We start from the raw sequence: 23,548 nt of genomic DNA, 5'->3' as shown, positions 1-23,548 counted from the left end.
AAAATACAGCCATGGCCAAGGCCTCCCGACAAACCTATAAAAGGCTGGAGACACAGCATGTACGCACAACTGGTTGAGACCGGCGTTAAGCGGGTCAAAGCGCTGGACGAAATGTCCCCTGAGGAGCGCGCCTTCCAAGAGAAGATTGACGCCGAGATCAAGATCGAGGCGAAGAACTGGATGCCGGACGCCTACCGGCAGACCCTGATCCGTCAGATCTCCCAGCACGCCCACTCCGAGATCGTCGGCATGCTGCCGGAAGGTAACTGGGTGACCCGCGCACCAACTCTCAAGCGCAAGCTGCAGCTGATGGCCAAGATCCAGGACGAAGCCGGCCACGGCCTGTACCTGTACAGCGCGATGGAAACCCTCGGCGCCGACCGCGACGAAGAAATCGCCAAGCTGCACAGCGGCAAGGCCAAGTATTCGAGCATCTTCAACTACCCCACCCTGAGCTGGGCCGACATGGGCGCGGTGGGCTGGCTGGTTGACGGCGCAGCGATCGTCAACCAGGTGGTACTGCAGCGCACCTCCTACGGCCCTTACTCGCGGGCGATGATCCGCATCTGCAAGGAAGAAAGCTTCCACCAGCGTCAGGGCTACCAGCTGCTGCTGACCATGATGAAAGAAGGCACCCAGGCCCAGAAGGACATGGTCCAGGACGCTATCAACCGCCTGTGGTGGCCAGCCCTGATGATGTTCGGCCCAAGCGATGAACACTCGCCCAACAGCGCGCAGTCGATGGCCTGGAAAATCAAACGCCAGGGCAACGATGAGCTGCGCCAGCGTTTCGTCGACCAGACCATCCCGCAACTGGAACTGCTCGGCTGCACCGTGCCGGACCCAGACCTGAAGTGGAACGAAGAGCGCGGCCACTACGATTTCGGCGAAATCCAGTGGGAAGAATTCTACGACGTGCTCAAAGGCAATGGCCCGTGCAACACCGAACGTGTAGCCACCCGCCGCAAGGCCATCGAAGACGGCGCCTGGGTTCGTGAAGCCGCTGTTGCCCACGCCCGCAAAAAACAACAACAAGCCAAGCGCGACGCCGCTTGAACCGCCCCTGATCTGGAGAGTCCCGCCATGTCCGAATGGACCCTGTTCGAAGTGTTCGTGCGCAGCAAGCACGGCCTCAACCACAAACACGTTGGCAGCGTGCACGCCGCCGACCCGGCAATGGCCATCGAGAACGCTCGCGAGCTGTACACCCGCCGCAACGAGGGTGTGAGCCTGTGGGTGGTGCCCTCGGCACTGATCACCGCCTCTTCGCCAGACGAGAAAGACCCGCTGTTCGTCCCTTCCGAAGACAAGGTCTACCGCCACGCCAGCTTCTACGAGCTGCCGGCCGAAGTCGGGCACATGTGAGGCCACTGCCATGAATCAACGTGAAGACCTCATTCAATACCTGCTGCGCCTCGGCGACAGCGCCCTGATCCAGGGCCAGCGCCTGTGCGAATGGTGCGGCAAGGCCCCGGCTCTGGAAGAAGAGCTGGCCCTGATGAACGTCGGCCTCGACCTGGTTGGCCAAGCGCGCAACTGGCTGGATTACGCCGCCGAACTGCTCGCCGACGGTCGCGATGCCGACGACCTGGCGTACCGCCGCGACGAGCGTGCCTATCGCAACCTGCTGCTGGTCGAACAACCCAACGGCGACTATGCGGTGACCATCGTCAAACAGTTCCTTTACGACGCCTGGCACTTCCAGGTACTGCACGCCCTGAGCAGCTCCAGCGATGAACGCGTCGCCGGTATCGCCGCCAAGGCACTGAAGGAAGTCACTTACCACCTGCGCCGTTCCGGCGAGTGGGTCGAGCGCCTGGGCGACGGCACCGACGAGAGCCACCAGCGCATGCTGGCTGCAATCGAACAGGTCTGGCGCTTCAGTGTCGAGCTGGTCAACGGCGACGATGTCGAGCAGCGTCTGGCCGCAGCCGGTATCGGTGCACAGCCAGACGAAATCGCCAGTGCCTGGCTGGCCAAGGTCGCCGATGTATTCGGCCGAGCCACCCTGCCCGTTCCACCGGCGGCCAGCTACTTCTACCTGAGCGGGCGCCGTGGCCTGCACAGCGAGCACCTCGGGATTTTGCTGGCCGAAATGCAGTTCCTGCCGCGAGCCTATCCCGATGCAACCTGGTGAGCTGATTGCCAGCGACCGCGGCGCGCGCTCGCTCCAGGCCAACGACCTGGAGCAGGCCTGGGCCGTGCTCGGCGCCGTGATGGACCCGGAGGTCCCGGTGGTCAGCGTGGTCGAGCTCGGCATTGTCCGTGGCCTCGACTGGCAAGGCGGCCACCTGCATGTGGTGGTCACTCCGACCTATTCCGGCTGCCCGGCCACCGAGGTGATCGAGCAAGACATCGCCACGGCGCTGGAACAGGCGGGCTTCGCTGCACCGCAACTGGAGCGCCGGCTGACCCCGGCGTGGACCACCGACTGGATCAGCGACAGCGGCCGCGAGCGCCTGCGCGCCTACGGCATCGCACCACCGGCGGGCAGCTCCAGCAAGCGCAGCCTGCTGGGTGAAGGCGATGAAGTGTGCTGCCCGCAATGCGGCAGCGCCCACACCGAACGCCTCAGCGAATTCGGCTCCACCGCCTGCAAGGCGCTGTACCGCTGCATCGACTGCCGTGAGCCTTTCGACTACTTCAAGTGCATCTGAGCAGCGTGCTGCCGGAGACAAAAAAATGAGCAAGTTCCACAGCCTGAAGATTAAAGAAGTACGCCCGGAGACCCGCGACGCGGTGTCGATCGCCTTCGACGTACCGGCCGAACTGGCCGACGATTTCCGTTTCACCCAGGGCCAGCACCTGGTGATGCGCACCCACCTCAATGATCAGGAAGTGCGCCGCTCCTACTCGATCTGCACCGGGGTCAACGACGGTGAGCTGCGCGTGGCGATCAAGCGCGTGCCCGGCGGGCAGTTCTCTGCCTACGCCAACGACAGCCTCAAGGCCGGCCAGAGCCTGGAAGTGATGCCGCCGTCCGGACACTTCTTCGTACCACTCGACCCGGCACATCAGGGCCATTACCTGGCGGTAGCCGCCGGCAGTGGTATTACGCCGATCCTGTCGATTATCAAAACCACACTGGAGCGCGAGCCCAACAGCAGTTTCACCCTGCTGTACGGCAACCGTTCGAGCAACTCCGCGCTGTTTCGCGAACAGCTCGAAGACCTGAAAAACCGTTACCTGCAACGCCTCAACCTGATCTTCATTTTCAGCCGCGAGCAGCAGGACGTAGACCTCTACAACGGCCGTATCGACGCCGAAAAATGCGCCCAGTTGTTCAGCCGCTGGCTCGACGTCAAAGCCCTCGACGCCGCCTTTATCTGCGGCCCGCAGGCGATGACTGAAACCGTTCGCGACCAGCTCAAGGCTAACGGCATGCCTGCCGAACGCATCCACTTCGAACTGTTCGCCGCCGTCGGCAGCACGCAGAAACGCGAAGCACGCCAGGCCGCCGCCCAGATCGACAGCGCCAAGAGCCAGATCACCGTGATCAGTGACGGGCGCGAGCTGTCGTTCGAACTGGCGCGCAACAGTGCCAGCGTGCTCGACGCCGGTAACGAACACGGTGCCGAACTGCCCTACTCGTGCAAGGCCGGAGTGTGCTCGACCTGCAAGTGCAAAGTGATCGAAGGCGAAGTGGAAATGGACAGCAACTTCGCTCTGGAAGACTACGAAGTGGCAGCCGGCTACGTGCTGTCGTGCCAGGCCTTCCCGATCAGCGACAAGGTGGTACTCGACTTCGACCAGCTCTAAGCGCTGAACCCAGTACAAGCCTTGCCTGGCAGGCGGCAACGCGTGCCAGGCAAGGCCCTTGCTGTACCCCGAAAACACTGTCTCGACAATCATAAAAAGAGAGCGTGAACGCATGACCACTCAAGACCACGAACGTCTCCGGCAACACCCGGATTTCATCCAGCTAGTGCGTCGCAAGCAGCGCCTGACCTGGTCGCTGACCCTGGCAATGCTGGCCATCTACTACGGCTTCGTGCTGGTGATGGCCTTCGCCCCCGGCGTGCTCAGCCAGTCGCTCAACGGTGGCGCCACCAGCCTCGGCATTCCGGTGGCCGTGGTGGTGATTGTGCTGTCGTTCGCGCTCACTGCCTTCTATGTGCAGCAGACCAATCAGGTGCTCGACCCGCTGGTTGCCAAACTTGTGCAGGAGGAGCAGCAATGAATCCTTCTCGCCTCGTCTTGCTGAGCGCTGGCCTGTTGGCCAGCGGTACCGCACTGGCCGCCGAAACGGCCGCGCGGCCACTGAACTGGAACGCCATCGGCATGTTCCTGGTCTTCGTGTTGTTCACCCTCGGAATCACCCGCTGGGCCGCCCTGCGCACCCGCTCGGCCAGCGACTTCTACACGGCGGGCGGCGGCATCAGCGGCCTGCAGAACGGCCTGGCGATTGCCGGCGACATGATCAGTGCCGCCTCGTTCCTGGGCATCTCGGCGATGATTTTCATGGCCGGCTACGATGGCCTGCTCTACTCCCTGGGCGTGGTCGCAGCCTGGCCGATCATTCTGTTCCTGATCGCTGAACGCCTGCGCAACCTCGGCAAGTACACCTTCGCCGATGTAGTGTCCTACCGCCTGGAGCAAACCCCGATCCGTATCGTCGCAGCTGTCGGCACCCTGATCGTGGCGCTGATGTACCTGATGGCGCAAATGGTCGGTGCTGGCAAGCTGATCGAGCTGTTGTTCGGTATCAGCTACCTGCACGCAGTCCTGCTGGTGGGCGTACTGATCATCTTCTACGTGACCTTCGGCGGCATGCTCGCCACCACCTGGGTGCAGATCATCAAGGCAGTGATGCTGCTGTCGGGCGCCAGCTTCATGGCTTACATGGTGCTCAAGCATTTCAATTTCAGCACCGAAGCGATGTTCGCCGGTGCGGCTGCTGTGCATGCCAAAGGTCAGGCGATCATGGCCCCAGGCGGGCTGCTGAGCAACCCGATCGACACCCTCTCGCTGGCCGTCGGCATGATGTTCGGTACCGCTGGCCTGCCGCACATCCTGATGCGTTTCTTCACTGTTAAAGATGCTCGTGAAGCGCGCAAGAGCGTGCTGTATGCCACCGGCTTCATCGGTTACTTCTATGTCCTGCTGATTGCCATCGGCTTCGGCGCCATTGTCATCGTCGGTACCGACACGTCCTTCCGCGACGCTGGCGGCGCGATCATCGGCGGCGGCAACATGGTTGCTGTGCACCTGGCCCAGGCCGTGGGCGGTAGCCTGTTCCTCGGTTTCATTTCGGCCGTGGCCTTCGCCACCATCCTTGCCGTGGTTGCAGGCCTGGCGCTGTCTGGCGCTTCGGCAGTGGCCCACGACCTGTATGCCTGCGTGATCCGCAAGGGCCAGGCCACAGAACGCGAAGAAATGCGCATGTCGCGTATCGCCACGCTGGTGATCGGTGTTTTGGCAGTGATCCTCGGCCTGCTGTTCGAGTCGCAGAACATTGCCTTCTTGTCCGGCCTGGTGCTGGCCATCGCCGCCTCGGTCAATTTCCCGGTGCTGTTCCTGTCGATGTTCTGGAAAGGCCTGACCACCCGTGGCGCTGTGGCCGGCAGCCTGGTTGGTCTGGCGTCTGCCGTGATCCTGCTGGTACTGAGCCCGGTGGTCTGGGTCGGCGTACTGCACCACGAGAAAGCGCTGTTCCCCTACTCGAACCCGGCGCTGTTCTCCATGACGCTGGCCTTCCTCGGCGCCTGGGTGTTCTCGGTCACCGACCGCTCACCACGGGCTGAAACCGAACGTGGCCGCTACCTGGCCCAGTTCATCCGCTCGATGACCGGCATCGGCGCAGCTGCCGCCAGCCGCCACTGATTCAACGGAAGCATAATAACAATGACCGATTTCCGTACTTGCGCGCCGCTGCTGGCGGCGCTTGGCCTGGCCACCTCCCCGGTGGTCATGGCCGATTTTATCGACGACAGCAAAGGCACCCTGGAGCTGCGTAACCACTACCTCAACCGCGACTTCCGCCAGACTGGCGCCCCACAGGCCAAGGCTGCGGAATGGGGGCAAGGCTTCACCGCGCGGCTTGAGTCCGGCTTCACCGAAGGCGATGTCGGCGTTGGCCTCGACGCCATTGGCGAGCTGGGGATCAAACTGGATTCCAGTCGCGACCGCCGCGGCACCGGCCTGCTGCCGTTCGGCCCGAACAGCCACGAACCGGTGGACGACTACAGCGAACTGGGCCTGACCGGCAAGCTGCGCGCCTCCAAGAGCGTGCTGCGTGTGGGCACCTTGCAACCGTTACTGCCGGTGGTCACCTATAACGATACCCGGCTGCTGTCGGCCACCTTCCAGGGTGGCATGCTGACGTCGCAGGAATTCGACGGCCTGACCTTGAACGGTGGTCGCCTGACCCGCGCTAACCTGCGCGACTCCTCCGGCCGCGACGACATTGGCTACGGCGCCGCCACCAGCGATGCCTTCGACTTCGCCGGCGGCAGCTACGCGATCAACCCACAGCTCGCCCTCAGCTACTACTACGGCAAGCTCGAAGACATCTACCGCCAGCAGTTCGTCGGCCTGATCCACACCCAACCGCTGGGTGGCGGCTTCAGCCTGCGCAGCGACCTGCGCTACTTCGACAGCCGTGAAGACGGCCAGTCACGCGCCGGCATCATCGACAACCGCAACTTCAACGGCATGCTCAGCCTCAGCCACGGCGGCCATAAGGTCAGCGCGGCCTGGCAGCGCATGTCGGGCGACAGCGCCTTCCCGTTCCTCAACGGCGGCGACCCGTACTCGGTGAACCTGGTGACTTTCAACACCTTTACCCGTGCCGAAGAAGACGCCTGGCAACTGCGCTACGACTACGACTTCGCCGCCCTCGGCGTACCCGGTCTGAGCTTCATGACCCGTTACGTCGACGGACGCAACGCCCGAACCACCACCGGCGATCACGGTGAAGAGTGGGAACGCGACAGCGATCTCGCTTACGTCGTGCAAAGCGGCCCGCTGAAAAACCTCAGCCTGCGCTGGCGCAACGTCACCTTCCGCTCCGGCAACGGGCTGACCACCGACGTTGACGAAAACCGCCTGATTCTCGGCTACACCCTGGCCCTCTGGTAGGGCCTGCGGTGCGGCTACCCCCGACACCCTGGAGAGTTTGTAATGATCAACAACACCACCCTGCAAAGCTTCATCGGCGGCCGCTGGATCGGCCAGCACGGTGCCCAGACACTGCGCAGTGCGATCAACGGCCAGCCGTTGGCCTGCACCCATGAAGAAACCCTGGACTTCGCCGAGGCCGTCGCCCATGCCCGCCAGCGCGGCATCGCCGAGCTGATGGCGATGGATTTCCAACAGCGCGCCGCACGCCTCAAAGCCCTCGCCAAGTTCCTGCTTGAGCGTAAGGAACAGCTGTACGCGCTGTCTCACCACAGCGGTGCGACCCGCGCCGACAGCTGGATCGACATCGAAGGCGGTGCCGGTACCCTGTTCGCCTACGCCAGCCTCGGCAGCCGCGAGCTGCCGTCCGGCAATGTGGTGCACGAGGGCCCGGTGATGCCACTGGGCAAAACCAACAAGTTCGCCGGCAGCCATATCCTGGTACCGCGCGGTGGCCTCGCGGTGCACATCAACGCCTTCAACTTCCCGATCTGGGGCATGCTGGAAAAGTTCGCCCCAAGCTTCCTCGCCGGCATGCCGTGCATCATCAAGCCTGCCACCGCCACCAGCTACCTGACCGAAGCCACCGTGCGCCTGATGGACGAATCCGGCCTGCTCCCGGCGGGCAGCCTGCAGCTGATCATCGGCGGCACTGGTGACCTGCTCGACCGCTTGCAAGGCCAGGACGTGGTGACCTTCACCGGTTCTGCCGACACCGCCGCCAAACTACGCATCAACGCCAACCTGGTACGCAACTCGATCCCCTTCAACGCCGAAGCCGACTCGCTGAACTGCGCGATTCTGGCACCGGAAGTCACCCCGGACGACGAAGAGTTCGACCTGTTCGTCAAAGAAGTCGCCCGCGAGATGACCACCAAGGCCGGGCAAAAGTGCACCGCCATTCGCCGTGCCATCGTTCCGGCCAAGCACCTGGACGCTGTTGCCGAACGTCTGCGTGATCGCCTGGCCAAGGTGGTGGTCGGTGACCCGTCGGTAGAAGGTGTGAAGATGGGGGCACTCGCCTCGCACGCACAACAGGCTGACGTCGCCGAGCGCGTCGAAGCGCTGCTGCAATCGAGCGACCTGCTGTTCGGTGCCAAGGACGGCTTCGCCCCGCGCGGCGAAGGTGTCAACGAAGGCGCCTTCTTCGCCCCGACCCTGCTGCGCAGCCGCGACCCGCATGCCGAAGGTGGTGCCCACGACATCGAGGCGTTCGGCCCGGTCAGCACCCTGATGGGCTATGACGATATTGACGAAGCCATCGCCTTGGCCGCCCGCGGCAAAGGCAGCCTGGTCGCCAGCCTGATCACCAAAGACCCCCGCGTCGCTGCCAAGGTAGTACCGGCCGCTGCCGCGTTGCACGGCCGTCTGCACATCCTCGACCGCGAATCGGCTGTCGAATCCACCGGCCACGGCTCGCCGCTGCCACAGCTCAAACACGGTGGCCCAGGGCGTGCTGGTGGTGGCGAAGAGCTCGGCGGCCTGCGCGCGGTCAAGCATTACCTGCAGCGCACCGCAGTGCAGGGCTCGCCAAGCATGTTGATGGCCGTCACCGGAGAATACGTACGCGGTGCCAAGGTCTACGAAAGTGAAGTGCACCCGTTCCGCCGCCATTTCGAAGACCTGCAGATCGGTGAATCGCTGTTGACCCACCGTCGCACCGTGACCGAGTCGGATCTGGTCAACTTCGGCTGCCTGTCTGGCGACCACTTCTACATGCACTTCGACGACATCGCCGCCAAAGACTCGCAGTTCGGCAAGCGTATCGCCCACGGCTACTTCGTGCTGTCGGCGGCAGCCGGCCTGTTCGTTTCCCCAGGCGTCGGCCCGGTACTGGCCAACTACGGCCTGGACACCTTGCGCTTCATCACCCCGGTGGGCATCGGCGACACCATCCAGGCGCGCCTGACCTGCAAACGCAAGATCGACCAAGGCAAAGTCAGCCCGAAAGGCGAGCCGCAAGGTGTAGTGGCCTGGGATGTAGAGGTGACCAACCAGAACGGCGAACTGTGCGCCAGCTACGACATCCTCACTTTGGTGGTCAAGCGCAACGCTTGACACTGACCGGTGGGAGCGGGCTTGCCCCGCGATTGCGATCTATCAGACACATCGCATCGCGGGGCATGCCCGCTCCCACCGGGGGGGCACGAAGTCATGCCAAAGCACTAGATAACATTGGCACAGAACAAGTCGTGATTGCCGTCTGCAGCACTAGCGCGCACCACCAGGGCATAGTTGCCCGAGCGCAGACTATCGAGTGACAAGGGTGCGACCTTCACCAACTCCATGCCAGGGCCATGGAGATCTGACCGCACGGTTTGATTCATCGAGTAAGCTGGCTTTTCACTCAGACCGCCGCACCCGCCCGTGTAGAGGTAGGTGTAGAGACGAGCAGGAATTGTCGTTGAATCAGGCACACCACTGACAGCGATCCGGATTTCCGTCTTGCTGCCCATCGCCACCAGGCTGGCATGAGCGATATGCCCGGCGTTGTCCTGAGTTGCATTCAGCGGGAGGCTGACCAGTTGATGATCAGGCCCTGTAGCACAACCTGAGATCCATCCGGCTGCCATCACCAGCGCCAGTGAAGATAGCATCTTCATTGTAGGACTCCTTACAAGCAATACGCATGAAAGTTATCCCCCTGTTAATTCTAGCGGTGCTGTCTATACAGGCTGTTCTTCGGATAGCCGGTCCTTGAGGGAGGTGGGACGGGCTTGCTGTGGGAGCGGGCTTGCCCCGCGATTGCGGCCTGTCAGACACATCGCATCGCGGGGCAAGCCCGCTCCCACCGGGGGGGGCTAGCAACCTGTGCTAGGGGGCCTTCAGCAGCAAATGCCGTGGCGGGGCATTGACGACATGTTTGAGCACCGCCAGCGTCGATGAGACCGCCTCAAGCGGGTTTTGCTTGTCTTGCAGGCACTCGTAGAGCAGGCCGGTAATCGACAGGCGAAAGAACGCCACCACTCCGGGAATATCGAGTGCCGTTGGCAGTTCCGCCCGGGCCACCGCGCGCTCCAGCAACACCTGAAGATGACACAGCAATGACTGCCGCACTTGGGTAAAGCGCCGTTGATGTGCGGCCGGATCGGCACCGTAAGCGCCTTGGTACAGCATGATCTCCGACAGGCACCGCGAGGTCTCGCCACTAATGGTCGCCACCAGGTCATCGTGCAGGCGCTGCCAGCCACTACTGAAGTCCAGGCTTTGCGGGACATCGACTTCCAACGGCAGCCGCTGCTCGTTGAAAAGCGTGTCGAGCAAATCCTGCTTGCCCTTGAAGTGCCAGTAAATCGCTCCGCGCGTGACATTGGCCTGGCGTGCGATCTGCTCGAGCGTGGTATCGCTCACTCCTTCCCGGGAAAACAGATCGCCAGCTGCCTGCAGAATAGTGCGACGCGTACGCGCTGCCTCGGCAGCCGTTTTTCTGGCCATGTCCCACACTATCCTTGTTCAACGCGAGGTGAACGACCGATCACCTCTTCAATGTCACGCTTGCATGCCTGCAACGCTGCCTGTAACACCTCGGCCCTGGCCGCAGCGCGCGAGTTGGGCAGGACGATCGAGATCGAATACTTGCCAAGGTAGGTGTCCAGCAGAACGGCGTAAGAACACAAGCCTTCGATATATTCATCCTGATCCTCGGCCAGATTGTTGGCCTTGATCGCTTGCAACTGCTCAAGCAATACCGCTCGTGCCAGCGTCTTCGGTGTGCAGACAGGCAACGGATCAGGCAGTAGGGCCTGGAGCATGTCGGGCGGCAATTCGGCCAGCAGCACTTTGCCGCCAGAAGTGGCCGTCGCCGGTACATGTATACCGATGGGAAACACCACGCGCAGTTCGCGTTCGGCGACGATGCGGTCGAGTACATAAACCTTGTCGCCCGACAACGACGACAGGCAAGTTGACTCTTGCATCGCTTCCGACAAGGCCAACAGATAAGGCCTTACCAGGGAAATGATATCGACCTGCGCCTGGGTCACCAGTTGGCCGAAGGCCGGACCGAGACGAAAGCCGCCAGCCGGCCCCAACGTTTCGACAAGATGCTCCACGCACAGCGCATTGATGATGCGCTGCACGGTCGAGCGCGGCAGATCCACGACCTGAGCGATGGCCCCCAGGCTCAAGCCCTGCGGGTTGCTTCCCAACGCGCGCATGACTGATGCCGCCCGCGCAATAACCTGTATTCCAGCGTGTTTGCCGCTGCCTTCTTGCATATCACTCATACGACTCCTTGGATCTGGCCGCGAGGCCGCCGTGCCTGATTCTGTTGATTGGCCGCCACTCTAGTGGCAAGCCGCCGATCAGACCAGTCATGCAATTCATGGCTTGCATTGACTGAATCGCATGGTGATACACTATACCGCAATACGATTCACACAAAGTGATTTTGATTTTTCAGCGTTAAACAGGAGACAAGCGGTGAGACTCAAGCATGTTCGGCGTGCACGGCAATTCATTCCCCTGGCGGCCCTGTGCCTGCTGGCCGGTTGCGGTGGCAAAGAAACAGGATCCAGTGCCGTGGTTATCCCGGAAGTCGGTGTCTACACCGCCAAAGCCCAGGCCCTGACCCTGACCACCGACCTTCCCGGAAGGACTTCGGCCTATCGCATCTCCGAAGTACGCCCTCAGGTGTCCGGCATCCTGCAACAACGCCTGTTCGTCGAGGGCGCCGAGGTCAAGGAAGGTCAGCAGCTGTATCAGATCGACCCGCGTACCTATCAGGCACGGCTGGCCCGCGCCGAGGCCAGCCTGCTGACCGCACAGAACCTCGCCCGCCGTTATGAGCGCCTGCTCAAGACCAACGCCGTGAGCCAGCAGCAGTACGACGACGCGATGGCCACCTGGAAGCAGGCACAAGCCGATGCCCAGATGGCCCGTATCGATGTGCAGTACACCAAAGTGCTGGCCCCGATTTCCGGGCGCATCGGTCGCTCCGCCGTCACAGAAGGTGCGCTGGTCACCAATGGCCAGGAACAGACCCTGGCCACGGTGACCCAGCTCGATCCAATCTATGTCGACGTCAACCAACCGATCACCAAGCTGCTGGGCCTCAAGCAAGCCTTGGCCTCGGGACGCCTGCAAGCCAACGGCAAAGACCAGGCGCAAGTCAGCCTGACGCTCGATGACGGCACGCCCTACCCGCTCACAGGCACACTGAAATTCGCTGAAGTCAGCGTCGACCCCACCACCGGTTCGGTGACCCTGCGCGCCGAGTTTCCGAACCCGGAGCGCAAGTTGCTGCCGGGCATGTTCGTCCACGCACAGCTCACCGAGGGCGAACAGCAGGCCGCCATCCTCGTGCCGCAACAGGCGGTTGGACGCGATGCACGCGGCAGGCCGACAGCCTGGGTGGTCAAACCCGACAACAGTGTCGAGCAGCGTGAACTACAGACCCTGCGCACCGTTGGCAATGCCTGGTTGATCGGCGCGGGCCTCAAGGATGGCGAGCGGGTCGTCACCGAGGGCGTTCAGCGCGTACGCGCCGGCATCACCGTAAAACCTGTCGCGGCCAGCAACGTCAGACTGGTCGCCGAATTCGGCGCGCCAGCGGACCTCCCGGTCAATTGAGGAGTAAGCGATTTCATGTCACGTTTTTTTATTGACCGGCCGATTTTCGCCTGGGTACTGGCCATCGTGGTCATGCTCGCAGGTGCGTTGTCGTTGCTGAAAATGCCCGTCAGTCAGTACCCCAACATCGCTGCACCGGCCGTTTCGATCCAGGTCAGCTATCCCGGCGCTTCGGCCAAGACCGTGCAGGACACGGTGGTCCAGGTCATCGAGCAGCAATTGTCCGGGCTTGATGGCTTTCGCTACATGGCCGCGGAAAGCAACGCCGATGGCAGCATGAACATCATCGTCACCTTCGAGCAGGGCACCAACCCGGATATCGCTCAGGTGCAGGTGCAGAACAAGCTGCAACTGGCCACCCCACGCTTGCCCGAAGAGGTCCAACGCCAGGGCTTGCGGGTGGTCAAATACCAGATGAACTTCTTCCTGATCATCGGCCTGGTGGACAAGACCGGTAAACTGGACAACTTCGACCTCGGTAACCTGATCGCCTCGCAACTGCAGGATCCTATCTCGCGCATCAACGGCGTCGGCGACTTCCAGTTATTCGGTTCCCCCTATGCCATGCGCATCTGGCTCGACCCTGGAAAGCTCAACAGCTACCAGCTGACACCGGGTGATGTCGCCCAGGCGATCCGCGAACAGAACGTGCAGATTTCCGCCGGCCAGCTTGGCGGCTTGCCGACCCTCTCCAGTGTGCAGCTCAACGCCTCGGTACTGGGCAAGACCCGCATGACCACTGTCAGCGAGTTCGAGGACATCCTCGTCAAAGTCAAAGCCGACGGTTCGCAGATCAGAGTCAAGGACCTGGGCAAGGTCAGCTTGTCCTCGGACAATTTCGCCATCTCTTCCAAATACCGTGGCCAACAATCAGCAGGCCTGGCCCTGCGCCTGGCCAGTGGCGGCAACCTTCTGGAAACAGTGAAGGCGGTCAAGGCCGAACTCGAAAAGCAAAAGGCCTACCTGCCAGAAGGCGTGGAGATCATCTATCCGTATGACACCACGCCAGTGGTCGAAGCCTCCATCGACTCGGTGGTGCATACCATCTTCGAAGCCGTGGTCCTGGTGTTTCTGGTGATGCTGCTGTTCCTGCAGAACTTGCGCGCCACGATTATCCCGACCTTGGCGGTACCGGTGGTGTTGCTGGGGACCTTTGCCCTGCTGCCCCACTTCGGCCTGAGCATCAACGTGCTGACCATGTACGCCATGGTCCTGGCCATCGGCTTGCTGGTCGATGATGCGATCGTGGTGGTCGAGAACGTCGAGCGCCTGATGCACGAGGAAGGCCTGTCGCCGCTGGAGGCAACGCGCAAATCCATGCAACAGATTTCCGGTGCCCTTGTGGGTATCGGCATGGTGCTTTCGGCGGTATTCGTGCCAATGGCCTTCTTTGGCGGCTCGGCCGGTATCATCTACAAACAGTTCGCCGTGACAATCGTGCTGTGCATGAGCCTGTCGGTGCTGGTCGCGCTGATCTTCACCCCGGCGTTGTGTGCCACCATTCTCAAAGCGCCAAAGGGCGGCGCGCACCACGAGAAAAAGGGTTTCTTCGGCTGGTTCAACCGTGCCTTTGACCGCAGCACCCTGCGTTTCGAGCGCGGCGTGGGCGGCATGCTCAAGCATCGCGGCCGATACTTGCTGGCCTTCGTGCTGATCACCGCAGGCACCGGCTACCTGTTCAGCCAGATCCCCAAGGCCTTCCTGCCGAACGAAGACCAAGGCCTGATGATGGCCGAGGTGCGCATGCCGCTCAACGCTTCGGCCGAACGTACTGAGACGGTGCTGCAGGAGGTCAAGGACTACCTGGTCAATGAAGAAGGCCAAAGGGTCGAGCACGTCATGACCGTCAACGGCTTCAACTTCGCCGGACGCGGGCAGAACTCCGGCCTGGTGCTGGTAGTACTCAAGGACTGGTCCGAACGCAAGGCCGCCGGCGACGATGTGTTCAGCCTGGCTCAACGTGCCAACCAGCGCTTTGCCAGCATCAAGGACGCGACCGTCATGGCCTTCGTACCACCGGCGATCCTGGAGATGGGTAACGCCATGGGCTTCGACCTGTTCCTGCAAGACAATTCCGGCGTTGGCCATGAGGCCCTGATGGCTGCGCGCAACCAGTTCCTGGCCTTGGCGGCGCAAGATCCGACGCTGCGCTCGGTACGCCCCAACGGCAAGGATGACGAGCCGCAATTCCAAATCAGGATCGACGACGAGAAAGCCCGCGCCTTACAGGTCAGCATCTCCGCAATCAACGAAACCATGAGCGCCGCCTGGGGCTCGATGTACGTCAACGACTTCATCGATCTGGGCCGGGTAAAGCGCGTTTACATCCAAGGCGTGGAAAGTGCACGGATCGCCCCGGAGGACTTCGACAAATGGTATGTGCGCAACAGCCTTGGGCAGATGGTGCCGTTTTCTGCGTTCGCCACCGGCGAGTGGGTTTACGGCTCGCCCAAGCTTGAACGCTATGGCGGCATTCCTGCAGTGCAGATCCTCGGTGAACCGGCGCCTGGCTACAGCACCGGCGATGCAATGCTGGCCATCGCCCGCATCATGCAGCAACTGCCTCCCGGCATTGGCCTGAGCTACAACGGCCTGTCCTATGAGGAAATCCAGACCGGCGACCAGGCACCGATGCTCTATGCCCTGACCGTACTGATCGTATTCCTCTGCCTGGCCGCGCTGTACGAGAGCTGGTCGGTTCCAGTGTCGGTGATGCTCGTGGTACCGCTGGGCATTCTCGGCGCAGTACTGGCAACGCTGTGGCGCGGGCTGGAAGCCGATGTGTACTTCCAGATCGGCCTGATGACTACGGTCGGCCTGTCGGCGAAGAACGCCATCCTGATCATCGAGTTCGCCAAGGAGCTCTACGAGAAACAAGGCATGCCACTGGCACGCGCGGCCATTGAGGCAGCCAAACTGCGCTTGCGGCCGATCATCATGACGTCCCTGGCCTTCACCTTCGGTGTATTGCCCATGGCCATCGCCTCAGGCGCCGGCGCTGGTAGCCAGCACTCCATCGCCACGGGCGTGGTCGGCGGGATGATCACCGCCACGGTACTGGCAGTGTTCTTCGTGCCCTTGTTCTACGTCGTAGTGGTGAAAGTGTTTGAACGCAAACGGCCTGCGGCGGCCGCGCAAGGAGAAACGGCATGAAGCGTGGTTACCTCTCGATCGCCTTGAGCCTGGCGCTGGGCGGCTGCAGCCTGATCCCCGAATACCAGCGCCCGGACGCTCCAGTGCCATCGAACTGGCCGCAGGGCATGGCGTATGGCAACCCTGCGCCAGCCAGCAGGCAAAGCGCCGAAGCGCGGGATAGCGCACTGAGCTGGGAGGCATTCTTGCGCGACCCGCTGCTGCGCAAGCTGGTTGCCAGTGCCGTGGACAACAACCGCGACCTGCGCCAGGCGGCGCTCAATGTCGAGGCCTATCGTGCGTTGCACAGAATCGAGCGCTCGGCGCTGTTCCCAAGCCTCGATGCCAGCGGCGCCGGGGCACGCCAACGCCAACCCGCCGACCTGTCACCTAGCGGTGAGGCGCAGATCCACAGCCAGTACAGTGCAGCACTCAACGTCTCCTATGAAGTAGACCTGTTCGGCCGCCTGCGCAGCCTTGAACGGGCGGCACTGGAGCAGTACCTGGCGACCAGCCAGGCACAACACAGCGTGCAGATTGCGTTGATCAGCGATGTGGCCATTGCCTACCTGACCTGGCGCAGTGATCAGGATCAGCTTGAACTGGCGCGCTCGACCTTGATCAGCTACGAGAACAGCCTGCAGTTGATCAACTCCAGCCGCGCAGTTGGCACGGCGTCGGCGCTGGATGTGCGTCAGGCACGCAGTCTGGTGGAAACCGCGCGGGTACAGCAGTCGCTGTATACCCGCCAGGTCGCGCAAGACATCAACGCCCTGCAACTGCTGGTTGGTACTGCACTACCGGCTGAGCTGTCACGCGCTCAGGCCTACTCGCAGCCGCTGGCGCCGCTGCCCGAAGGCCTGCCGGCCGACTTGCTGCTGCGTCGTCCTGACATCCAGGCCGCCGAACATCGCCTGCTGGCCGCCAATGCCAACATTGGCGCGGCGCGTGCCGCATTCTTCCCAAGCATCACCCTGACGGCAGCGGCCGGCACCACCAGCAGCGAGCTGGACGGCCTGTTCGAGGGTGGCTCCGGGCTATGGAGTTTCGTCCCTCAGGTCAACCTGCCGATCTTCAACGCCGGGCGTCTGCGCGGCAACCTGGACTACCGCCGAGTGATCAAGGACATCAATGTCGCCCAGTACGAGCAGAGCATCCAGACCGCATTTCGCGAGGTCGCGGACGGCTTGGCAGCGCGGGGCACATTTGCCGAGCAGCTACAGGCCCAGCGCGACCTGGTACACAACAACCAGGCGTACTACACGCTGGCTAACCAACGCTACGACGAAGGCGTAGACAACTATTTGGCAGTGCTCGACGCGCAGCGTGAACTGTTCAGTGCGCAACAGCAGTTAATCAGGGACCGGCTGAGCCAGCTCAGCAGCGAAGTGCTGCTGTTCAAAGCGCTGGGCGGCGGTTGGGACAAACACACGACGATTGCCCTGGCTGCACAGCAACCACAACCCGGTAGTTGAAAGGCACACAATTGCGTTGCAAGGCGTAGCTTTCCGCAACGGATAACGGCTGCTCCCGCTTGGCCAGACCATGCAGTTCTACTGCATGACTGGCCTTTTTTGAATGTGCCTCTCAGCGCTTCTACTTCGATACCGCGTGTTATCCAGCGCTGACGGCAGGTTCTGCCGTGGGCGCATTGGGTATGGCAACGGCTTTCCTCGCGCCCCACAGGAGAAAACAAAAAAGGCGACCCTTTCGGATCGCCTTTTTGGTACCGCCAGCAGGGGCGGATTTAATGTGGTAGGCACAATTGGACTCGAACCAACGACCCCCACCATGTCAAGGTGGTGCTCTAACCAACTGAGCTATGTGCCTGCTGTGAGGCGGCATTCTACGGAATCGACAAACTGTGTCAACTCTTTTTTTCGCGCTAAGCCACTGAATCTTAAAAATATTTGTGAAAACCCCGAGTAAAGGATTTTCAACACACGACTAGCGGGTGTTTATTATTATTGATAGCATCGGTACAGTCGTAAAAAATATAAAACAGAGGTTTCGCAGCATGGCCAATACCCCCTACCCTCAGTCCTACTACGCCGCATCGGCCAATCCGGTTCCGCCGCGCCCGGCGCTGCAGGAAGAGGTACAGACCGATGTCTGCGTGATCGGCGCCGGCTACACCGGTCTGTCCAGCGCGTTGTTCCTGCTGGAGAATGGCTTCAGCGTGACCGTACTGGAAGCCGCCAAGGTCGGCTTCGGTGCCTCTGGCCGTAACGGTGGCCAGATCGTCAACAGTTACAGCCGTGACATCGATGTCATCGAACGCACTGTCGGCCCCAAGCAGGCGCAACTGCTCGGCCAAATGGCGTTTGAAGGCGGCCGCATCATTCGTGACCGCGTCGCCAAGTACAACATCCAGTGTGACCTCAAGGACGGTGGCGTATTCGCCGCGCTGACCTCCAAACAGATGGGCCACCTGGAATCGCAAAAACGCCTGTGGGAACGCTTCGGCCATACCCAACTGGAGCTGATGGACCAGAAGCGCATCCGTGAAGTGGTCAACTGCGACCAATACCTGGGCGGTATGCTCGACATGAGCGGCGGCCACATCCACCCACTGAACCTGGCGCTGGGCGAAGCTGCAGCGGTCGAATCGCTGGGCGGCAAAATCTACGAGCAGTCGCCAGCTGTGCGCATCGAGCGTGGCGCCAACCCGGTCGTGCATACCCCACAAGGTAAAGTGCGTGCCAAGTTCGTCATCGTCGCCGGTAACGCCTACCTCGGCGGCCTGGTGCCAGAGCTGGCCGCCAAGTCCATGCCGTGCGGCACCCAGGTGATCACCACCGAACCACTGGGCGAAGAGTTGGCGCGCAGCCTGCTGCCACAAGACTACTGCGTCGAAGACTGCAACTACCTGCTCGACTACTACCGCCTGACCAGCGACAAGCGCCTGATCTTCGGTGGTGGCGTGGTCTACGGTGCACGTGACCCGGCGAACATTGAAGCGATCATCCGTCCGAAGATGCTCAAGGCCTTCCCGCAGCTCAAAGACGTGAAGATCGACTACGCCTGGACCGGCAACTTCCTGCTGACCCTGTCGCGCCTGCCGCAAGTCGGCCGTCTGGGCGACAACATCTACTACTCCCAGGGTTGCAGTGGCCACGGCGTCACCTACACCCACCTGGCGGGCAAGGTGCTGGCCGAGGCCCTGCGCGGTCAGGCCGAGCGTTTCGACGCCTTCGCCGAACTGCCGCACTACCCGTTCCCAGGCGGTCAGATGCTGCGCGTACCGTTCAGCGCCATCGGTGCCTGGTACTACAGCCTGCGCGACCGTCTGGGCTTCTAAGCTTAAACGCCGCCTGTGCCGTCACTGCCCCAGGGCACTGACGGCCTGGCGCGCCGCTTGTTCCTGGCCCGCCTGGGCCAGGTCATTGGCCGCCTTCAGCCAACGCTGACGGTCAACCTGGGCCGGCAACTGGCTTGGTTGCTGCACCAGCACCGCCCAACTCCCCTGCTTGTTCCAGGCCGATGTGAAATCATCGAAGTCCATCAGCAGTCGCCTGCTGTTTCCTGCCCGCAGCAATACCCGCTGCTTGTAACGGTCATAGCCGACCAGCAAGGCATAGCGCGGCTCGCCCCAGAAGGCTGCACCCTGATCGAAACGCAGCAGCACCGGATTGCCGGCGGACACCTGGGCCAACAAAGCGTTAAGTGTCGGCTCCAGCGGGTACACCACCATGCCGTATTGACGGGCGACGTTCTGCATTGAGTTCTGCAGTTTGTCGATGCCCTGCGGCAGACCCAGAGGTTGTTCAAGCAAGCCCGGGGTAATGCGCACGCCCTGTTGCGACAGAATCGCCGCCAGCGCCATCGGCGCACTCTGGTAAGCGTTACCGCGATAGAACGGCACCGACCCAATTTCCACCCGCTGCGCCAGCCCCGGGATGGATGCAGGCGGCTGACTGGCACAACCGGCCAGGGCCAGCACCAGCGTGCAGGCCGCCAGCAAGCGTTGCGGGGCGAAAGCGGAAAACTTGATAGACAGTGGCAGCATGAACACTCGCTTGTGCTGATGCCCGGCAGACAGCGCCCGGCCCTGGGGTGCGATCATAGGCCGGCAAGCCCCGCGGGTATAGAGCGAAGGCGTCTTAGAACAAAGCAGTGCAAAGGGCTAGACTATCGGTCAATAGCCTGCAACTTGGCGTGGGCTAGACTCTAGGGGTGTCCGCGTGGCCAGCATCTATGGCTGGCCAGGGACCTGAGGAGGCGTACATGAGCCTGACAATGGCCATTCTCATGCTGGTAGGCGCCTGGCTAAGCGTCGCCGCCGCCATGCTGTGGGGCGTGCTGCGGATTGCCCGCCGCCACCACCCGCACCATACCTTGCCGAAAAAAACCACCGAGGCAGTACCGACGCGGCGTAGCCGTCGGCATGCTCAAGCGCATTGATCGTTAAACGGTAAAAAGCATCGCGGGGCAAGCCCGCTCCCACCAGGTTACCCCTGTGGAAGCGGGCTTGCCCCGCGATTTACATCAACCCTCAGCCGCTTCGCGCTTGATCCGCGCACGGCGCGCCATGATGTTCAGCGCTTCGATCGCTGTCGAGAACGCCATCGCCGCATACACATAACCTTTCGGTACGTGGGCGCCGAAACCTTCGGCGATCAGGGTCATACCGATCATGATCAGGAAGCCCAGGGCCAACATCACCACGGTCGGGTTATCGTTGATGAACTTGGCCAGCGGGTCGGCCGCTACCAGCATCACGATTACAGCACTTACTACAGCAATGATCATGATCGGCAGGTGCTCGGTCATGCCCACGGCGGTGATGATGCTGTCGATCGAGAAGACGATGTCCAGCAACAGGATCTGACCAATCGCAGCAGCGAAGCCCAGGGTGACGGTGGAGCTCGCCTTAGCCTCCTCCTTGGCCCGCGGGTCGACACTTTCGTGGATTTCGGTGGTCGCCTTCCACAGCAGGAACAGGCCACCGGCAATCAGAATCATGTCTTTCCACGAGAACGCATGGTCAAACACCTCAAACACAGGTTCGGTCAGCTGCACGATCCAGGCGATGGTGCTGAGCAGACCCAAGCGCATCACCAGCGCCATGCTGATACCAATACGACGCGCCTTGGAGCGGTATTCCTCGGGCAACTTGTTGGTCAGGATAGAGATAAAGATCAGGTTATCGATGCCCAGCACGATTTCCATAGCCACCAGGGTCGCCAAGGCTACCCAGGCGGTCGGGCTTGCAACGAGTTCCAACAAGTATTCCATGAATCATTCCTGCATCGAGGTAAGGGGTGGGTCAGATTTCTTTGCTGCTGTCGTCGCGTTCGGATTTAGCGGCCTTTTCGCCCTCCGAACCCGTGGCTTCGCTCAGGGCCTGCTGGGCAGCTTCGTTGGTTTTATCGATGGCTTCCTTGGCAGACTCTGCCGCCTGATTGAGCACCTGCTGGGCAGACTTCTCTGCCTGCTCGCAGCCGCTCATGGCAAACAGGGCCAACAGTAGCACCAGGGGTGTTCCGATGGATTTTAGATACAGCATCTGTCGTTCTCCGTGTCGATGTTCAGCGCCTGGTCAGTGGCACCGTGATGGCTGGGGATTCTAAATATCTCGATACATCAGGAAAATTCGTATTTTCAGCAGTTATACTTCGGTTTTTACGAATCGGGACGCGACATGCTCAACTACCGACAGCTGCATTACTTCTGGGTGGTAGCACGCACCGGCAGCATCGTGCGTGCCGGCGAGCAACTGAACCTGACGCCGCAAACCATCAGCGGGCAGATCAGTCTGCTTGAGCAGACTTACGGCATTGAGTTGTTTCGCCGAGTCGGGCGGCAGCTGGAGCTGACCGAAAGCGGTCGCCAGGCGCTGAGCTATGCCGAGCAAATGTTTCAGATTGGCGGTGAACTGGAGGCCATGCTGCGCACCCGCCCGGATGAGCAGCAGATTCTGTTCCGGGTCGGGGTGGCCGATGTGGTACCCAAATCCATCGTCTACCGCCTGTTGGCGCCGACCATGGACATGGAAGACGCCCTGCGCCTGAGCTGCCGCGAAGACAAACTGGAACGCCTGCTGGCCGACCTGGCAATTCAGCGCCTGGACCTGGTGATTTCCGACAGCCCGATGCCCAGCCACCTCGATATCAAGGGCTACAGCCAGCGCCTGGGGGAATGCGGCATCAGCTTTTTCGCCACTCCGGCCCTGGCGGCCGAACTGGGCAAGGACTTCCCCGCCTGCCTGCAACACGCGCCGTTGCTGATTCCTGGCCAGGAAACCGTGGTGCGTAGCCGCCTGTTGCGCTGGTTCGCCGAGCAGCAAATCCAGCCGCGCATTGTCGGTGAGTTCGATGACAGTGCCTTGATGCAGGCCTTCGGCCAGTCCGGCAGCGGCATTTTCATCGGCCCCAGCGTGATTGCCGACGAAGTTTGCCGCCAGTACGGCGTTGAACGGATCGGCGAGACCGATGCAGTGATCGAGTCGTTCTACGCCATTTCCGTGGAGCGCAAGGTTAAACACCCCGGCATCATTGCCATCACCGAGGGCGCGCGCCGCCAACTGTTCAACTGGTAGGTGCAGCCCTACCCATACGCATCAACACCAGTGCCAACAGCACCGAAGCACCAATCAGCACGGCTGCGGCATTGCCCAAAGCGGCCAGGCCGACGCTGTCGATCACCCGGCCACCGATGATTGCGCCAAGGCCGATGCCCAGGTTGCCCCCGGCAATGTTCAACGAAGCGGCGAAGGCCGGTGCCTGCGGCGCGGCCTTGATCAGGCGTACATGGCTGACCAGAAACAGCGCCGCCTGGCTCATGCCCCAGATTGCCAGCGCGGCGATCAAGCCATAGTACGAATGAATGCTCGGCACCACAGCAATCAAGCCCACCAGCAACAGCGCGCAGAAACCGCCAGAGGCCAGCAGCGGGTGACGATCCACCGCACGCCCGCCAAGGCTGTTGCCGATCAGGCCCACGGCACCGAAACCCATCAGGTACCAGCCCACCCGCGCACCGTCGAACCCGGCCAGGCGTTCGAGGATATCGGCCAGGTAGGTGTACGCCGTAAACATGCCGCTGAATACCAACACCGAGAGCAGCACATGCCCCTGCAACAGGCGGCTGCGCAGAATCCCGAACTGCCCGCGCAGAGAAGTGGCCTGATGATGCCGTGGGGTAAGCGGCAGATAACGGTAGAGCAGCAGCGCCTTGATCAAGGCCAGCAGCGCCAACAGGGCAAAGGCCGCCCGCCACCCCAGCGCATCGCCGACCAAAGTGCCGACCGGGATGCCAAACACCGTGGCGCACACCACACCAAAGCTGATTTTGGAGATTGCCCGCCCGGCATAGGCCGGTCCGACAATGTCTACCGCCGTTTCACTGGCCAGCGCCCAGAACACCGGCAAGCCCAAGGCTGGCAACAACCGCGCCAGACCCATGACATAAATGTTCGGCGCCACCGCCGCCAATGCGTTACAAGCTGCAAACAACAACAGAACACCCACGAACAGGCGTTTACGTTCGAAACGCGCACACCAGGCAGTCAGAAACGGGCCGAAGCAGGCCACGGTAAAAGCAAACAAGGTCACCAACAGCCCGGCCTGCGGCACACTGACCGCCAAGTCACGGGCGATCCCCGGCAATAACCCGACAATCACGAATTCGGTGGTCAACACGGTGAAGCCGGCCGCCGCCAGCAACAGAATCGGCAATAACATCTACACTCCAGCTCGCTACACGTCGTCGGCACAGAGCCGTT

General features: G+C 61.8%; 22 protein-coding genes and 1 tRNA gene. 15 read left to right on the top strand and 8 right to left on the bottom strand.

Annotated elements, in window-relative coordinates:
• Positions 1 to 57 precede the first annotated feature (57 nt).
• From paaA to paaZ, 9 genes are all read left to right on the top strand, one after another.
• Entirely contained in the window at positions 58 to 1,056 is a 999-nt protein-coding gene (paaA, locus tag E1573_RS18675; RefSeq protein WP_133216061.1) for a 1,2-phenylacetyl-CoA epoxidase subunit PaaA, read from the top strand.
• Positions 1,057 to 1,083: 27 nt separating this feature from the next.
• A complete protein-coding gene (gene paaB, locus E1573_RS18670) occupies positions 1,084 to 1,365 on the top strand; it encodes a 1,2-phenylacetyl-CoA epoxidase subunit PaaB (RefSeq protein ID WP_133216060.1) in 282 nt (93 codons plus the stop codon).
• Positions 1,366 to 1,375: 10 nt separating this feature from the next.
• Positions 1,376 to 2,137 carry a 1,2-phenylacetyl-CoA epoxidase subunit PaaC gene (gene paaC / locus E1573_RS18665; RefSeq protein ID WP_133216059.1) on the top strand — a complete coding sequence of 254 codons (762 nt, stop codon included), beginning with the start codon at positions 1,376 to 1,378 and terminating at the stop codon, positions 2,135 to 2,137.
• Complete coding sequence (paaD, locus tag E1573_RS18660) at positions 2,124 to 2,657, top strand: 1,2-phenylacetyl-CoA epoxidase subunit PaaD (RefSeq protein ID WP_133216058.1); 534 nt, start codon at positions 2,124 to 2,126, stop codon at positions 2,655 to 2,657. Before paaC ends, paaD begins: the two co-directional genes overlap by 14 nt.
• Before the next feature lie 25 nt (positions 2,658 to 2,682).
• Positions 2,683 to 3,759, top strand: coding sequence for a 1,2-phenylacetyl-CoA epoxidase subunit PaaE (paaE, locus tag E1573_RS18655; RefSeq protein WP_133216057.1), 1,077 nt, complete (start codon positions 2,683 to 2,685; stop codon positions 3,757 to 3,759).
• Between the two features lie 112 nt (positions 3,760 to 3,871).
• Positions 3,872 to 4,180 (top strand): DUF485 domain-containing protein, encoded by a 309-nt coding sequence (locus tag E1573_RS18650; RefSeq protein ID WP_133216056.1) that lies wholly within the window; start codon positions 3,872 to 3,874, stop codon positions 4,178 to 4,180.
• Positions 4,177 to 5,823: a cation acetate symporter gene (locus E1573_RS18645; protein WP_133216055.1), complete on the top strand. Its 1,647-nt coding sequence runs from the start codon at positions 4,177 to 4,179 to the stop codon at positions 5,821 to 5,823. Before E1573_RS18650 ends, E1573_RS18645 begins: the two co-directional genes overlap by 4 nt.
• Positions 5,824 to 5,844: 21 nt before the next feature.
• Complete coding sequence (locus E1573_RS18640) at positions 5,845 to 7,080, top strand: OprD family porin (protein WP_133216054.1); 1,236 nt, start codon at positions 5,845 to 5,847, stop codon at positions 7,078 to 7,080.
• A gap of 42 nt (positions 7,081 to 7,122) precedes the next feature.
• The gene (paaZ, locus tag E1573_RS18635) at positions 7,123 to 9,177 is read left to right on the top strand and encodes a phenylacetic acid degradation bifunctional protein PaaZ (protein ID WP_133216053.1); all 2,055 of its coding nucleotides are present in this window, start codon (positions 7,123 to 7,125) and stop codon (positions 9,175 to 9,177) included.
• Positions 9,178 to 9,284: 107 nt separating this feature from the next.
• Here the strand turns inward: paaZ and E1573_RS18630 are convergent, their stop codons facing one another.
• The 3 genes from E1573_RS18630 to E1573_RS18620 all read right to left on the bottom strand — a co-directional run bounded on the left by E1573_RS18630 (position 9,285) and on the right by E1573_RS18620 (position 11,345).
• Positions 9,285 to 9,722, bottom strand: a complete 438-nt coding sequence (locus tag E1573_RS18630; RefSeq protein ID WP_133216052.1) for a hypothetical protein — start codon at positions 9,720 to 9,722, stop codon at positions 9,285 to 9,287.
• 211 nt (positions 9,723 to 9,933) lie between these two features.
• Positions 9,934 to 10,554 (bottom strand): TetR family transcriptional regulator, encoded by a 621-nt coding sequence (locus tag E1573_RS18625; RefSeq protein WP_133216051.1) that lies wholly within the window; start codon positions 10,552 to 10,554, stop codon positions 9,934 to 9,936.
• Positions 10,555 to 10,562: 8 nt separating this feature from the next.
• Complete coding sequence (locus E1573_RS18620; protein ID WP_133216050.1) at positions 10,563 to 11,345, bottom strand: IclR family transcriptional regulator; 783 nt, start codon at positions 11,343 to 11,345, stop codon at positions 10,563 to 10,565.
• Positions 11,346 to 11,541: 196 nt separating this feature from the next.
• Between E1573_RS18620 and E1573_RS18615 the strand changes: the two genes are divergently transcribed.
• From E1573_RS18615 to E1573_RS18605, 3 genes are read left to right on the top strand one after another with little or no spacing between them, the layout of a single operon-like run.
• The gene (locus E1573_RS18615) at positions 11,542 to 12,690 is read left to right on the top strand and encodes an efflux RND transporter periplasmic adaptor subunit (protein ID WP_256659576.1); all 1,149 of its coding nucleotides are present in this window, start codon (positions 11,542 to 11,544) and stop codon (positions 12,688 to 12,690) included.
• A 15-nt stretch (positions 12,691 to 12,705) separates the two neighbouring features.
• Positions 12,706 to 15,843 (top strand): efflux RND transporter permease subunit, encoded by a 3,138-nt coding sequence (locus E1573_RS18610; RefSeq protein WP_133216048.1) that lies wholly within the window; start codon positions 12,706 to 12,708, stop codon positions 15,841 to 15,843.
• Positions 15,840 to 17,297 (top strand): efflux transporter outer membrane subunit, encoded by a 1,458-nt coding sequence (locus tag E1573_RS18605; RefSeq protein WP_133216047.1) that lies wholly within the window; start codon positions 15,840 to 15,842, stop codon positions 17,295 to 17,297. The genes E1573_RS18610 and E1573_RS18605 overlap by 4 nt, the downstream gene beginning before the upstream one ends.
• Before the next feature lie 278 nt (positions 17,298 to 17,575).
• On the opposite strand, the gene E1573_RS18600 is transcribed toward E1573_RS18605, so the two are convergent.
• Positions 17,576 to 17,652: transfer RNA gene (locus E1573_RS18600), tRNA-Val, on the bottom strand.
• 187 nt (positions 17,653 to 17,839) lie between these two features.
• On the opposite strand from E1573_RS18600, the gene E1573_RS18595 reads away from it, so the two are divergent.
• The gene (locus E1573_RS18595) at positions 17,840 to 19,123 is read left to right on the top strand and encodes an FAD-binding oxidoreductase (RefSeq protein WP_133216046.1); all 1,284 of its coding nucleotides are present in this window, start codon (positions 17,840 to 17,842) and stop codon (positions 19,121 to 19,123) included.
• A gap of 21 nt (positions 19,124 to 19,144) precedes the next feature.
• Here E1573_RS18595 and E1573_RS18590 read toward each other — a convergent pair whose 3' ends face one another.
• Complete coding sequence (locus tag E1573_RS18590) at positions 19,145 to 19,888, bottom strand: PA2778 family cysteine peptidase (protein ID WP_133216045.1); 744 nt, start codon at positions 19,886 to 19,888, stop codon at positions 19,145 to 19,147.
• 161 nt (positions 19,889 to 20,049) lie between these two features.
• Here E1573_RS18590 and E1573_RS26770 point away from each other — a divergent pair, with 161 nt between their 5' ends.
• Complete coding sequence (locus tag E1573_RS26770; RefSeq protein ID WP_165957359.1) at positions 20,050 to 20,226, top strand: hypothetical protein; 177 nt, start codon at positions 20,050 to 20,052, stop codon at positions 20,224 to 20,226.
• An 84-nt stretch (positions 20,227 to 20,310) separates the two neighbouring features.
• Here E1573_RS26770 and E1573_RS18585 read toward each other — a convergent pair whose 3' ends face one another.
• Together E1573_RS18585 and E1573_RS18580 are read right to left on the bottom strand one after the other, a co-directional pair.
• Positions 20,311 to 21,060, bottom strand: a complete 750-nt coding sequence (locus E1573_RS18585; RefSeq protein ID WP_133216044.1) for a TerC family protein — start codon at positions 21,058 to 21,060, stop codon at positions 20,311 to 20,313.
• Between the two features lie 31 nt (positions 21,061 to 21,091).
• Positions 21,092 to 21,331 (bottom strand): hypothetical protein, encoded by a 240-nt coding sequence (locus tag E1573_RS18580; protein WP_133216043.1) that lies wholly within the window; start codon positions 21,329 to 21,331, stop codon positions 21,092 to 21,094.
• Positions 21,332 to 21,466: 135 nt separating this feature from the next.
• On the opposite strand from E1573_RS18580, the gene nhaR reads away from it, so the two are divergent.
• On the top strand, positions 21,467 to 22,363 hold the full coding sequence (gene nhaR / locus E1573_RS18575; protein WP_133216042.1) for a transcriptional activator NhaR: 897 nt from the start codon (positions 21,467 to 21,469) through the stop codon (positions 22,361 to 22,363).
• Here the strand turns inward: nhaR and E1573_RS18570 are convergent.
• Positions 22,353 to 23,507 (bottom strand): MFS transporter, encoded by a 1,155-nt coding sequence (locus tag E1573_RS18570; protein ID WP_133216041.1) that lies wholly within the window; start codon positions 23,505 to 23,507, stop codon positions 22,353 to 22,355. The genes nhaR and E1573_RS18570 overlap by 11 nt on opposite strands.
• Positions 23,508 to 23,548: the final 41 nt, after the last annotated feature.

It is taken from the genome of Pseudomonas sp. H9 (assembly GCF_004353925.1).
Taxonomy (GTDB): domain Bacteria; phylum Pseudomonadota; class Gammaproteobacteria; order Pseudomonadales; family Pseudomonadaceae; genus Aquipseudomonas.
The sequence above is the reverse complement of the archived record's forward strand: the minus strand, read 5'-3'. Positions and strand labels throughout refer to the sequence as shown.